Source organism: Pseudarthrobacter sp. NIBRBAC000502771 (assembly GCF_006517215.1).
GTDB lineage: Bacteria > Actinomycetota > Actinomycetes > Actinomycetales > Micrococcaceae > Arthrobacter > Arthrobacter niigatensis.
Window position 1 is genome coordinate 1,624,969 of record NZ_CP041187.1, and the last position, 12,418, is coordinate 1,637,386.

The 12,418-nt window shown below is 66.1% G+C and carries 15 protein-coding genes and 1 pseudogene; 10 read left to right on the forward strand and 6 right to left on the reverse strand.

The features are described from left to right. The first annotated feature begins 118 nt into the window (after positions 1 to 118). The 3 genes from NIBR502771_RS07590 to NIBR502771_RS07600 all read left to right on the forward strand — a co-directional run bounded on the left by NIBR502771_RS07590 (position 119) and on the right by NIBR502771_RS07600 (position 2,340). Positions 119 to 418, forward strand: coding sequence for a putative quinol monooxygenase (locus tag NIBR502771_RS07590; protein WP_141159205.1), 300 nt, complete (start codon positions 119 to 121; stop codon positions 416 to 418). Between the two features lie 33 nt (positions 419 to 451). Continuing rightward, positions 452 to 1,330, forward strand: a complete 879-nt coding sequence (locus NIBR502771_RS07595; protein WP_141159206.1) for a Rieske 2Fe-2S domain-containing protein — start codon at positions 452 to 454, stop codon at positions 1,328 to 1,330. A gap of 182 nt (positions 1,331 to 1,512) precedes the next feature. Beyond that, a complete protein-coding gene (locus NIBR502771_RS07600; RefSeq protein WP_141159207.1) occupies positions 1,513 to 2,340 on the forward strand; it encodes an MBL fold metallo-hydrolase in 828 nt (275 codons plus the stop codon). Positions 2,341 to 2,764: 424 nt separating this feature from the next. Here NIBR502771_RS07600 and NIBR502771_RS21210 read toward each other — a convergent pair. Next, a pseudogene (locus NIBR502771_RS21210) lies at positions 2,765 to 3,346 on the reverse strand (DUF222 domain-containing protein); the annotation flags it as partial. Positions 3,347 to 3,370: 24 nt separating this feature from the next. Between NIBR502771_RS21210 and NIBR502771_RS21215 the strand changes: the two are divergent. From NIBR502771_RS21215 to NIBR502771_RS07610, 3 genes are all read left to right on the forward strand, one after another. Beyond that, positions 3,371 to 3,616 (forward strand): hypothetical protein, encoded by a 246-nt coding sequence (locus tag NIBR502771_RS21215; RefSeq protein ID WP_371706635.1) that lies wholly within the window; start codon positions 3,371 to 3,373, stop codon positions 3,614 to 3,616. Beyond that, positions 3,579 to 3,857 (forward strand): hypothetical protein, encoded by a 279-nt coding sequence (locus NIBR502771_RS21220; protein ID WP_371706636.1) that lies wholly within the window; start codon positions 3,579 to 3,581, stop codon positions 3,855 to 3,857. Before NIBR502771_RS21215 ends, NIBR502771_RS21220 begins: the two co-directional genes overlap by 38 nt. Positions 3,858 to 4,269: 412 nt before the next feature. Further along, positions 4,270 to 5,004 carry a hypothetical protein gene (locus NIBR502771_RS07610; RefSeq protein ID WP_246839835.1) on the forward strand — a complete coding sequence of 245 codons (735 nt, stop codon included), beginning with the start codon at positions 4,270 to 4,272 and terminating at the stop codon, positions 5,002 to 5,004. A gap of 71 nt (positions 5,005 to 5,075) precedes the next feature. Here the strand turns inward: NIBR502771_RS07610 and NIBR502771_RS07615 are convergent, their stop codons facing one another. Beyond that, complete coding sequence (locus NIBR502771_RS07615; protein ID WP_141159208.1) at positions 5,076 to 6,332, reverse strand: SLC13 family permease; 1,257 nt, start codon at positions 6,330 to 6,332, stop codon at positions 5,076 to 5,078. Between the two features lie 199 nt (positions 6,333 to 6,531). On the opposite strand from NIBR502771_RS07615, the gene NIBR502771_RS07620 reads away from it, so the two are divergent. Beyond that, positions 6,532 to 6,795 carry a hypothetical protein gene (locus NIBR502771_RS07620; protein WP_141159209.1) on the forward strand — a complete coding sequence of 88 codons (264 nt, stop codon included), beginning with the start codon at positions 6,532 to 6,534 and terminating at the stop codon, positions 6,793 to 6,795. Positions 6,796 to 6,797: 2 nt separating this feature from the next. After that, complete coding sequence (locus NIBR502771_RS07625; RefSeq protein ID WP_141159210.1) at positions 6,798 to 7,730, forward strand: threonine/serine dehydratase; 933 nt, start codon at positions 6,798 to 6,800, stop codon at positions 7,728 to 7,730. 44 nt (positions 7,731 to 7,774) lie between these two features. Here the strand turns inward: NIBR502771_RS07625 and NIBR502771_RS07630 are convergent, their stop codons facing one another. Beyond that, the gene (locus tag NIBR502771_RS07630) at positions 7,775 to 8,128 is read right to left on the reverse strand and encodes a hypothetical protein (protein ID WP_141159211.1); all 354 of its coding nucleotides are present in this window, start codon (positions 8,126 to 8,128) and stop codon (positions 7,775 to 7,777) included. A 158-nt stretch (positions 8,129 to 8,286) separates the two neighbouring features. Here NIBR502771_RS07630 and NIBR502771_RS07635 point away from each other — a divergent pair, with 158 nt between their 5' ends. After that, a complete protein-coding gene (locus NIBR502771_RS07635; protein ID WP_141159212.1) occupies positions 8,287 to 9,201 on the forward strand; it encodes a hypothetical protein in 915 nt (304 codons plus the stop codon). An 81-nt stretch (positions 9,202 to 9,282) separates the two neighbouring features. Here NIBR502771_RS07635 and NIBR502771_RS07640 read toward each other — a convergent pair whose 3' ends face one another. The 3 genes from NIBR502771_RS07640 to hisC form a co-directional block, all read right to left on the reverse strand. Beyond that, positions 9,283 to 9,924, reverse strand: coding sequence for an NADPH-dependent F420 reductase (locus NIBR502771_RS07640; RefSeq protein ID WP_141159213.1), 642 nt, complete (start codon positions 9,922 to 9,924; stop codon positions 9,283 to 9,285). 80 nt (positions 9,925 to 10,004) lie between these two features. Continuing rightward, a complete protein-coding gene (locus tag NIBR502771_RS07645) occupies positions 10,005 to 10,694 on the reverse strand; it encodes a YitT family protein (RefSeq protein ID WP_371706637.1) in 690 nt (229 codons plus the stop codon). Continuing rightward, positions 10,691 to 11,794, reverse strand: a complete 1,104-nt coding sequence (gene hisC, locus NIBR502771_RS07650) for a histidinol-phosphate transaminase (protein WP_141159214.1) — start codon at positions 11,792 to 11,794, stop codon at positions 10,691 to 10,693. Before hisC ends, NIBR502771_RS07645 begins: the two co-directional genes overlap by 4 nt. Positions 11,795 to 11,886: 92 nt before the next feature. Between hisC and NIBR502771_RS07655 the strand changes: the two genes are divergently transcribed. After that, positions 11,887 to 12,357, forward strand: coding sequence for an Lrp/AsnC family transcriptional regulator (locus tag NIBR502771_RS07655; protein WP_246839836.1), 471 nt, complete (start codon positions 11,887 to 11,889; stop codon positions 12,355 to 12,357). Positions 12,358 to 12,418 lie beyond the last annotated feature (61 nt).

A 12,418-nucleotide genomic window follows, 5' to 3' on the forward strand; every position in this document is an offset into this window, starting at 1 on the left:
TAGGCCGCCGAATGGAAAGGCCAACGCAATAATACAGCGTATGGATTAAATGCCTGGGCTGAGTGCCCAACAAGGCCTGCCCTCCCCGACTCCCGGTCTCCTGCCGCAGACTGTCCTTATGACCTTCGCGAATATGGGAATGCTTGGAACGAAGCCCGGCCAGCGGGATGCCCTGGTGGCGATCCTGCTCCGGCCGAAACCCGGGATGAGGGAAGCCGGGTGCCTGCTCTATGAGGTGGGAGTCAATGCGGATATGCCGGATACCGTGTTCGTTTCCGAGCTGTGGGAGTCCGCTGAGGCGCACCAGGCGTCGCTGCAGCTGGACAGCACACGGGCCGCGATCGCCGAGGCGATGCCTCTCCTTTCCGGGCAGACAGCAGCCCACCGGTTCACCGTGGTGGGGTCGCCGTTGCGGTGAGTGGATTGCAGTAATCGGGGTAAGGGAGGACACATGAAACCGTTGCCCGCACTTGAGCTTGTCACCCGCTTCGAGGAGGCCGAGTGGCTCGATCCACTGGCCAAGAGCGTCCGGAAAGTCGTCCTGAAGGTCATCAAGCCCCGGTGGGCCCGTGATGTCCTCCATGGCGTCCCCATTGGACACCCGGTTCACCCCCTTGCCGTCCAGGTGCCCATCGGCGCCTGGGTCTCCGCAGGCGTGCTCGATGCGGTACCGGGGGGTGAGAAGGCGGCCCGGCTGCTCATCGGAGTGGGCGCCGCCACCGTGATTCCGTCTGCGCTCGCCGGGTTTACCGACTGGTCCCAGCTGCACCCGCAGCAGCAGCGGGTGGGGTTGGTGCACGCCGCGGCAAACGTCACCGCCACTGGCCTCTACGTGGCGTCCCTCGTGCGGCGGGCAACCGGCGGAGTAGGCAGTGGCAAGGTGCTCGCGTACCTCGGGCTCGCGACGGTGGGCGCCGGGGGTTTCCTGGGCGGCCACCTCTCCTACCGCCAGGCGGCCGGAGTAAACCACAGCGAGGAAATTCCGCACCGTTTCCCCGCCGGCTGGCACCCCTTGGCACCCCTGGCGGAGCTGCCCGAGGGCGGCTTGCACAAGCGCGATGTCGCCGGCATCCCCCTGCTGGTCCACCGCGAGGGCGGGACGGTCAACGTATTGTCCGACGTCTGCAGCCACCTTTCCGGGCCTCTTCACGAAGGAAAAATCAAAGACGACGGCGGGGACCCGTGCGTCGTCTGCCCGTGGCACCGGAGCACATTCTCGCTGCGCACCGGCGAGGTCAGGTCCGGGCCGGCAACTTCCCGGCAGCCGCTGTTCGAAACCCGGGTAACGGGGGATCTCGTCGAAGTATGCCTGCCCGGGGCGGACGGCTAGAGAGGCCGTTCGGCCCTACCATCGACGGCAGACCGGCGTAAAACTGGGGGTATGGCGAGGCCCAGTGGAGTGGAATGGTCCGGCCATGCCCCGCCGCAGATCAACGGGGCAATTTCGCGAGGCTTCGTGCCCCCCGTACGCCCACTTCAGTGCAGTCTTCGGAGCTGTGTGAGGTCACGGTGATGCGTGTTTCGGAACCGCAGGAGATCGCGTCCGGTGTGGTGCTGATGACCACTGGCTCAGGCCCGCTGGCATCAAACGTCTACCTGGTCCGATCCGGCCCCTCATGGGCGATGATCGACTCCGGATGGGCGGCCAGTGCCGAACCGCTGCGCGCGGCAGTGGAGCAACTGCTCGGTCCCGGCGAAGTTCCTGCAGCCATCTTCCTGACCCACCTGCATCCTGACCACTCCGGGGCTGCTGGGACACTTGCCCGGACCTGGAAGATTCCGGCATATGTCCACCGCGCCGAACTGCCGATGGCTGCCGGCCGCTACGTTCCGGGATATTCAATGCCGCTGGACCGGTGGCTGGTTGCACCCTTTGTATGGTCCCTGCCTGCCCGCGTCCGGCGGCGGATTGAGGCCGCAGGTGACATTACCGACGTTGTGCATGGCCTTCCACGAAGCGGCGAGGTGCCCGGCCTGCCCGATTGGGCCGCCGTTCCCACGCCGGGGCACACCCCCGGACACGTGGCGTATTGGCGTTCCAAAGATGGCGTCCTGATGACCGGTGATGCGGTAACCACCGTGGACTTGAACTCGGCGCGCGGTCTCCTGCTCCGGGCATCACATGTTTCCGGTCCGCCCTGGTACACCACGTGGAGCCGCAGGACGGCGATGGACTCCGTGGCCCGGCTGGCAGAATTGGGGCCCCGGCTGCTTGCCCCCGGCCATGGGCAGCCCATCGCCATGGAGGTTGTCCCCAGGCTCCGGGCCGCGGCCGCCAAGGAGAAGGCGCAACGGATGGCACGTCGACGGCGGATCGCAGGAGCGCCCGAAGCAGCGTAGCTGTACTGCCGGGGCTAGGTAATGAAGCGGTTGATGGGTGGGATGGCCTCAGCGCGGGGTTCACCCTTGCGATGACAGCGCGAGTGGCGTGGCCAGGAGTTCGGCCCAGAGTGGATCGTCGGGTGACAGGTCGCTCGGATCTATGGATGTACCGGTCGTCGTCGGGTTCCCACTGCGGGAGGTTTTCGAGGCTCGCCGCCAGGCACTGGCATTCACGGGGCGCGGCCCATTGAAGTGGCGGTGGCCAGGTTCCTGGTGGCCAGTGGGTTGGTTCTGGATCCTGTTGTTCGGGGTTGTAGTGGCGTCGGGTGGGTGAGGTCCAGCCCGGTGGGTCTTTGCTCGTGGCCGGGCCGGGGGTCCATTGGCTGTGGTGCTTGAGCCGATGGTGCTTGCGGCAGAGTTGGGCCAGGTTGCTGACGTTGGTGGTGCCGCCGTGTTGCCACGCTTGGAGGTGGTCGGTTTCGTTGTCGGGGGTGCGGTTGGTGCAGCCGGGGAAGGTGCATTGGGCATCGCGCAGCCTGATCCAGTGTTTGATGGCCCCCGTGAGCCGGTAGTTTTTGCGGCCGATTTCCAGGGGTGCCCCGTCCCGCGGGTCGACGAGGACCCGGTAGAAGGAGTCCGCCCCACCGGCGACGAGTTTCCGGGCCATGGACGCCGGGATCGGGCCGAAGCCGTCCAGCACTGCGGGTTCGTCAGTGAGGCCGAGGAGCGAGAACACGGGCACGGTGACCAGGACGTCGGCCCGCGGGGTGGGGACCTTCCCTGTCGCGGTCGTGCTTGCCGTGCTCGCGGTGGTGCCAGTGGAACCCTCACCCGCCACCTGGCCGGCGCCGAGCAACAGGGATGCGGCGATGTCGGGGCGGAGTTGCGTAAGCGTGCGGGGTTCGTTGGGGCCTTGGAGGCCGCGGGCGGTCGCGGTGGTCCGGTTCCAGATGGCGCACGCGGTATCGCCGGGGAGGTAGAGGGAGACCCAGGCCATGCCGTCCCGGTCCGGGGTGTATTCCATCCGACGATCCGCCACCCCCTTCGCATGGCGCTTTTGGATCGACTCCGGGTGGTAGCGTTCCCGCCAGCCCCGGATCTTGGCCCGGAACCGGGACGGGACCAGTTCACCGGGCGCTGCGCCCCGGGCCGGATCGGGTGCGTCGGGGTCGAAGAAATGCGCCACCAGCCCGGCAGCCCCGACAGCGTCAAGGCCTTCGGTTTCGTCGGCGACGACGCGGGCGTGCTGCCACGACATGGCCCCGGCGGACAAGGCCTGGAACACCGGCGGTAGGGAACAAATCCGGCGGGACTGCTCCACCAACGCCCCGGCAGCGGCGGAACTCACGGTGAGGACCCCGGCGATCTCCTCCACCACCGACATCTGCGCGTACGTGCGGTCCTGGACCGAGGCGTCCGGCGGGGTCATCGCCTCCTGGAATCCCACGGCGTCGGCCGCGTCCCGTGCCTTCACCCCTGCAAGCTGCGCCTCCAAACGGGACGCAACCTCCAGCCTTTCCAGCCGGATCTCATAGCGCCGCTGCAACACATCCACACCAGCACCAACACCGGCACCGGCCGCCAGGGAAGCGTCCTCCCGCTCCAGCGCATCCAGGGCAGCAACAGAGGCACGAACACCCTCCAACACCACCCCAAGACCACCGCCGATTCCCATACCCACCCAGCGACCCACTGACATTTAACGTGTATCCCCAATTCCCTCCCAACGGCGTTACTTCACACTTCCAAAGGGAACCTCTACAGTGAAAGTACTAAGCATGCTGTCTATTTGGGAGGGTGAACCTAATGCGAAGGGTATCTGCGCTTGGAGTTGTGGCTGCGGCAATGCTGGCGTTGGCCGGCTGTTCGGGAGGGGGCAGTGGAACTGCCAGTCCTTCCAGTTCGTCGACGGCGTCAGCTTCCGCCAGCCAGACTGCCGAAGCCAAAGTGTATTCGGAGGATGAGCTCCGGAACCTGATCTCGGGCATGAAGGACGACGACGGCAATGAGCTCAAGCTGTACTCCAAGGACCAGGTTGCCCAGGGCAGCAACATCGCCAACCTGCTGATGAGCGCCGCAACCGTCGATCCCAAGGACTGCAAGGACATCGCCACCGCCGGCCTGCTGGACAAAGTTGAGAACGGTGATGTCGCCGTCGCACTTTCCGAAGGCCAGCAGCCGCGCAGCCTGTCTGCCCAGTCCGGAAGTGGCGGCCCCGACGCAGTAAAGACCCTCAGCGACATCAGCGGCAAGATGGACCAGTGCGCTAAATTCTCGGTCTCGGCGCTCGGGCAGAAATACGACGTTTCAAGCCAGGAACTCAAGGCCGACACTGACGCTGAGAAGACCTTTGCAACCGTCAGCACCCGGAGCGGCGACAATCAGCAGAAGCTGATGCAGGTTTCCGCTGCGAAGGGGCGCCTGCTGGTGGTGGCTACCAAGAGCGGTACCGACCTTGGTGACTCGGACCAGAAGGAACTCGAGGGCCTCATCAACGACGTGCTGAAGAAGGCCGAGGGCGGCAGCGCAACGTCAAGCCCGTCCTCCACCAGTTCGTCCGGCTCAATGGGCACGTCCTCGCCCAGCAGCTCGTCGTCATCCACTGCCTCGTCCACCTCTTCGGCGACGATGTCCTCGGGCAGCGGCGCCTCGTCGTCGGCCTCTCCCACCGCCCCCCGGTAGCGGCGGCCAAGTCCCCGCACCTGTTCCAGCCCCCCTCACCCTGCTGGCTGGGTGGGGCTGGAAACCAGGCCCTAGATGATCCCGGTAGGGATGAGCAGCGCCCATGCCAGCGCCGGGGCCACCAGCACCACGCCGCCCGCGTAGAACATGAGCTGGCGGTAGACCCGCTGCCGGTCGTCGTCCCGCGCGTTTGCCACCACCAGCGCACCATCGGTGGAAAAGGGGGAGACGTCGACGACGGTGGCCGCGATGGCCAGCGCGGCCACGGTTCCGGAGGCGCTGAGCGAGCTCGTGGCCAGGAGGGGGCCGGCCAGCGGGATGAACGCTGTGAGTAATGCCGTGGAGGACGCGAAGGCAGAGCCCACGCCGATTACGTAGCAAAGGACCAGCGCGACCAGCAGCGGGGCGCCCAGGGCCAGGGCCTGCTGGGCCAAGGTGTCGATGACCCCCACATGCTCCAACAGGGAGACATAGGTGATCATGCCTGCCACCAGCAGGACGGTGGACCAGGAGATGCCGCCGATGAAAGTCTTGTGCTCCTGGATGTTGATGAACGCCAGCAGCAGCCCGGCTGAGAGGGCCACGAAGCCGATGGGCAGGTGGAACCCGAGGGTGGCCACCAGCATCACGGCAATCAGGACCAAAGTTATGATCTGCTGGCCGTGGGGGCGTCCGACGGACGGGGTGTCGGTGTCCACATGCTGCCTTGGGGCACCGTCACGCAATTTGCCGAACAGGGCGAACAGGACAATGGTGAGCACCGAGAGGACCAGGTTAAGGGCGAAGCTGGCGCTGAAGAGGCTGGCCTGGGAGATGGGAAAACCGTTCTTCAGCGAGATGTCATGCACCAGGACTCCGGCCACGGACAGCGGGGAGAAGCCTCCCGCGTGGGCGCCGTTGATAATGAACGCGCCCATCATGACGGGGTGGATGCGCGACTCGTAGGCAAAACCGATAGCCGCGGGAGCCAGCAAAGCGATGGCGGCGGGTGAGAACGTGCCCAGGGAAGTCAGGGCGGCGGCCATCAGGAAGAACACCCACGGCAGCAGCATGGTCTTTCCGCGAACCATCCGGACGCAGCCCTGCACGATGATGCCGATGGTGCCGTTCCGCTGCGCCATGCTGAAGAAGTAGGTGACCCCAATGATGGTCAGGACAATGCTGGCCGGAAATTCGGCCAGGATCTCCTTGTCCGACAAGCCCAGCAGGAAATAGCCGACGCCGAACGAGGCCACCAGCCCCATCACCCCGATGTTCAGTGGCCACCGGGTGGCGACGACGAACATCACCACGAGGATCACCAGGGGGATGATCTTGATATAAGTCATGTCAGGCTCCGGGTCTGTGGCTCCACAGCAGGATACGACGCCGGGAGGCAGCTCGCCGGGCGCGCCTCCAATGAATCCCGTGGTGGCGCGCCATTTAACCTCGCGCGGGAACGGCCAGGGAGGTGACCAGACCGTAGGCTGGAGGACGGGCCGGGTTCCCCCGGCCAAACAGGAAGTTCCCAAGGTGAAAGGCAGGAGCATGACCGTTTCCAGCGACGATCCCCAGAACACCGCAGACCTCCGGGGCCCGGGCGACCCGGACGAAGCCAAGGGAGAAGCCACCAGGTCTCCGCAGTCCGGCCAGCACCCCGAACAGCCGGGGGCAGCCAACATCCGCGAGGAACAGCAGGCCCACGCGCCCGGAACCGTGCCGGCGTCGTACGTCGGAGGCGAAGACGCCGCCCGGGACCATAAACCGGAGGAGGCGCTGGAGGAACCGGGCACCTGGGACGACGAAGTCTGAGCATGGTCACCCGCGCCGATATTGACCAGGCGGAGCGGCGGACGGCCGGCCTTCTCCGCAGGACGCCCGTCGTGGCGGCGGACCGTGGCTTGGCCGACGGCCAGGTCTGGCTCAAGTGCGAATTCATGCAGCACACGGGCACGTTCAAGGCCCGCGGCGCCTTCAACCGGATTCTGGCCAGCCGGGAGCGCGGGGAACTGCGGGCAGACGTGGGCATCGTGGTTGCCTCCGGCGGGAATGCCGGACTGGCCAATGCGTATGCAGCGAAGCAGCTGGGCGTACCGGCCACCGTGTTCGTTCCGGAAGCCGCGCCGGCCGTCAAGGTCGCCAAGCTGAAGGCGATCGGCGCCACCGTGGTCCAGGGTGGTGCGGAATACGCGGCCGCCTACCAGGCCGCCGTGGTCCATGCCGAGGAAACCGGCGCGGTCTACTGCCACGCCTACGACCAGCCCGAAATCGTTGCCGGCGCCGGAACTGTCGGCTCTGAACTGCTGGACCAGGTGCCGGACGTGGACACCGTCCTGGTGGCAGTGGGAGGTGGCGGGCTGATGGCCGGGGTAGCCGCCGCCGTCGAAGGTTCCGCCAAAGTGGTTGCGGTGGAACCTGGGGCCGCGCCAACGCTGCACGCTGCCCTGGCTGCCGGGAAGCCGGTGGACGTCCCGGTATCGGGCATCGCTGCCGACTCCCTGGGCGCCCGGCGTGCCGGCGGGATTGCCTTCTCAGTGGCGGTCCGCTGCGGCGTCGAAAGTGTCCTGGTCACGGACTCGGACATCGTCGCCGCCCGCTCCGCATTGTGGAACGAATACCGGATTGTGGTGGAACACGGCGCCGCAGCCGCCTACGCCGCATTGACCACCGGAGCCTACGTGCCGGCCCGCGATGAACGGGTGGCGGTCATCCTGTGCGGCGCAAACACGGACCCGGCCACGCTCTAGCCCAGCCCAGGCGGCCAACGCGGCGCCCGGGCTGGGTCAGCAGGCTACTGGGCGCCGCCCTGGCCGCAGAACTTGCTGTAGGTGGTGCCGGCTTCCTGGTAGCCCGACTGGAGATCGGCCAGCTTGTCCTTGTCCGGGTTCTCCTTGGCCTGTTCATCCGTGTACGCCAGGATCTGGCCCAGTGCAGGCTTGAGGTCGTCCGAGGCAACCGCGTGGATGGGGCGGATCTGGTTGGCGAGGTTGTTCATGCCCGTCTTGCCGGCGTTGTTGGCGGGGTTCGACACAACGGCCTGGATCCGCTCGCAGGTCTCAGCGGTGGTCAGTTGGTGTGTGGCGGTGCAGGCCGTAGCGGAAGCAATGAGGCCGGCGGCAAACAGGGCTGTGGCGAATTTCTTCATGGGTCCCTCGGTAGTGGTCAGAGGGTTCGATTGTAAGCAGATTGGGTAGCCCGGCGCCTTCGCATGCCCAATTCGCGCACCTAGAATGGCTGTACCAATCGTGCGGAGCTTCCGCAGATGGGGCCCCGCGCGCATCATTCCAGACTAAGGAAACCAGCATGCGCCAGACACTGCGCCGCCACGCGGCCGTGGGCCTTGCCGCCCTGTTTTCGCTGTTTCTCCCCACAGCCCTTCCGGCTTCAGCAGCGCCGCCAGCAGGGGAAATCGTGCTCGACGGCGCCACCTCCGCAGAAGGCATCGCGGCAGGGGAGGGCCAGACTTTCTACGCCGGGGAGTTGACCACCGGAGACATCTTCCGCGGTGACCTCCGCAAGGGTACCGCCACCCGATTCATCCATGCCCCTGCGGGGCGTGCCGCCGTGGGCCTGAAGGCTGATACTTGCCACGACCTGCTGTTTGTGGCGGGCGGCGGCACCGGCAAGGCATTCGTCTACAACACCCGGAGCGGCAAGCCCGTTGCCGATTTCGACCTGGCAAAGGGATTCATCAACGACGTCACACTGACCGGCGACGGCGCCTGGTTCACCAACTCTGCCGCGGACGAACTCTACTTCCTGCCGGTGGGGGAGCACGGGGAGCTGGGCAAGGTGAAGACCCTGAAACTGAGCGGGCCGGCAGCGGACCTCCAACCCGGATTCAACCTGAACGGCATTGCGTCCACTGAGGATGGCCAGACCCTCATTGTGGCGCACACCAACAATGGGGCGCTGTATACCGTCAATCCGAAAAACGGCAGGAGCGCCGTCATAAAAGATGCCGATGTTCCGTTCGTGGACGGCATCCTGGTGGAGGGCGATAACGTCTGGGCCGTCCAGAACCAGCTCAACCAGATCAAGCGCTTGGATCTTTCCAGCGATTTGTCCTCCGCCGATGAGAGGAACACGATCAAGTCCGGGGCGTTCGACATTCCGACGACTGTGGCCAAGTTCGACGATACCGTGGCCGCTGTGAACGCCCAGTTCAACCGGCCGCCCAGCCCGTTCGAAGTGGTGCTGGTTCCTGCCTGGAAGTAGGCCGGAAGCAGCACAGGGACAAGGGACTGGCTGGCAGTTGCTGCCGGCCAGCCCCGTATCGATAACCTTCGGATTGACGGGTCAGATGGTCCGCGTAGCCTTTTCCAGGTTGTCCTTCAGTTCAACGGCGTTCTGCCGCTTCACGTACGCAGGACGGTCACGTTCCACGCGCCAGCTTTCGGAGAGCGGGCCCACATTGACAGTGTCGAATCCGAATTCGTCGTACAGGCGCGTCACCAGTTCGGCAGCTTCCGGGTAGTCGCTCGCGGTGGCCAGGGCGCGCCGGTTTTCGCTGCCGGCGGGTGAGCCATCAGTGGTGATGTCCTTGGCCATGATGTGGTTGAAACCTTTGGCCACCTTCGACTGTGGGAGGTGCTCCTGCAGCATCCCGGACGTGGTGGCTTCGCCGTTGTCCAGGGCGGGGATCCTGCCGTCCCGCTCCCAGTAGTAGTTGTTCGTGTCGATCACGATCTTGCCGGCCAGCGGTTCCACCGGGACTTCCTTGTAATTCTTCAGCGGCACCGTGACCACGGCGAAGTCGCCCGCGGCGGCCGCTTCAGCCGGCGTTGCCGCCTTGGCTCTGGGGCCGAGCTCAGCCACGAGGTCCTGGAGGGTTTCCGGCCCGCGGGAGTTGCTGATGACTACGTCGTAGCCCTGCTCCACGGCCTTCCGTGCCACCTGGCTTCCAATATGTCCTGCACCGATGATTCCGATTGTTGTCATAGTGGCGCCAACACCGGTCCCCGGGCAGATATTTCAGCCGGCTTTTGGGAATAAACAGGCCGGTGCCTGCTTTCCGGTGCCTAGTTGCCCGTGTAGCGCCCGGGCCGGTGGTTGAGGGCGAGGACGAGGTTGAGCAGGGTGGCGCCGGCAGCGGACAGCAGCACCACCAATGGTGCAACGAGGACCAGCGAAGCCAGGACGATGGCCACATCCAGGACCATCTGCACGTATCCTGCACGCCAGTTCAACTTGTCCTGCAGGAGCAGCGCCAGGATGCTGAAACCGCCCAGGCTTGACTGGTGCCGGAAGAGGATCAGGAGGCCGACTCCGGCCAGCAGGTTTCCGCCCAGCACCCCATACACCGGGTCGAGGTCCAGGGACCCAAAGGCGGCGGGGTGCACGCTGGCCATCAGGGACACCAGCGTGATCGCGGCCCCCGTGCGGAGCGCGAAGTTCCAGCCTTTCTTCCAGACGGCCAGCGCGAAGAATGGTAGGTTCACGGCAAAGAAGACCACACCAAACGGAAGTGCAACCGAGTAGCTGACCAGCAGGGCCAAGCCCGCGGTTCCGCCGGTGACGGCCCCGCTCGACTTGAGGAGGAACAGCCCCAGCGATGCGGCGAAGGTGCCGGTCAGGATGCCCAGGACGTCCTCAACCACCGAATGGCGGACGGCCGACGGCGGAACGGAACCTCCCGCCGTCGGCTCTTCAGGGTGCGTGGCCGGTGCAGCGGTGGTTGCGTCAGCGCGTGTTTCCGTGGAGGGGCTCACTGGGCCGCAAACTTTCCGCGGTCCGCCAGGACGGCAAGCACACGGTCATTGGTTGGCTTGTCTGCCAGCGTGATCCGGACGCCGTCGGCAGCGTAGCCGCGGGCCAGGATGTCTGCCTGGGCCAAGGCGTCGAGGAGTTGCCCGCGCAGCCCGTCGGAAGCGCGCAGCCAGTAGAAGTTGGCCTGGCTGTCCGGGACGTTCCAGCCGTGGCCGCGAAGGGCTCCGATCATGCGGGTCCGTTCCTGGGCCACCGCCTCGGTGCGCTCAAGAACCTCGTCCTCCGCAGCGAGCGAAGCCACCGCGGCAGCCTGTGCCATCCTGTTGACGCCAAAAGGAACGGCCGTGCGCCGAAGGCCTTGGGCGATTTCCGGCCGGGCGATGGCGTAGCCGATCCGTAGGCCTGCCAATCCGTATGCCTTGGAGAAGGTGCGCAGGATGCACAGGTTGGGGTAGCGGCGGTAGAAGTCCAGGGAGTCGATGCCGTTGCCGCGCTGGAACTCGATGTAGGCCTCGTCCAGGACCACCAGCACACGTGGCGGAACGGCCTGGAGGAATGCCTCCAGCGCCTCCGGGCTGATGGACACGCCGGTAGGGTTGTTTGGCGAGCACAGGATGACCAGCCGGGTGCGCTCAGTGATGGCGTCAGCCATGGCGGGAAGGTCGTGGTGTTCGTCCGCCAGCAGCGGGACGGGGACCGATACGGCGCCGGCCACCGCCACCAGGATGGGATAGGCCTCGAACGAGCGCCAGGCGAACACCACCTCGTCGCCGTGTCCGCAGACTGCCGAGATGACCTGCTGCAGCACCCCGGAGCTTCCCGGTCCGGCGGCAACCTCGTCAGCATTGACGCCGAAGTGCGCGGCGATCGCTTCCCGCGCCTCCACCGCGCCCATGCTCGGGTACCGGTGGATCCTGCCGGCCTCCGCAGCAATCGCGTCGACGACGGAGGGCAGGGGGGTGAAGTGGCTTTCGTTCGAGGCCAGGGCGGCGGTCAGGGCCGACTGGGCGCTCCTGCCTGCCACGTAGGCGGGCAGATGGGCGACGGCGGCGCGGACCGTCGGTGCCGTGGCTTCGGGAAGGGTGCTGGTCATGGACAGCATGATCAGCGATTTCAGGATGTCTGCGCAACAGGGCAGGATCCCACAGGACAGATCCTGTGGTTGGAGGTCAGCCAGATGGCAAAATGCTCAATATGCACCTTATTGATGCCCTGGACGCAGAGATCCTCCTCACACTCGACCGGGACCCGCAGGCTACCGTCCTGTCCCTCTCCCGGACGCTGGGCGTGGCCCGCAATACCGTGCACGCCCGGCTCCGACGGTTGGTCAACGACGGCAGCCTGGCGCCCTTCAGCCAGCGGGTCCGGACCGAGGCCCTTGGCCTGCCGCTCATCGCCTTTATCTCGATCTCCATCAGCCAGTCCTCCAGCGACCTTGCCGTGTCGGCGCTTCAGACGATCCCCGAGATCATCGAGATGCACGCCACCACCGGGGATGCGGACCTGCTCGCCAAGGTGGCCGCAAGGGACCCCGCCGACCTGCACAGGATCACCAACGCGATGCTGGCGATTGACGGCGTGGTCCGTACCAGTACGGCCATGTCCCTGGTGGAAGTCATGCCCACCCGCACCGTGCCGCTGCTCCAAGCGGCAGCCCAAAAGTAGTAGACCTACCCGAAGGCGCGGAAGCGCCGCCCGCCTTGGGAGGAAGGCGGGCGGCGCTGGT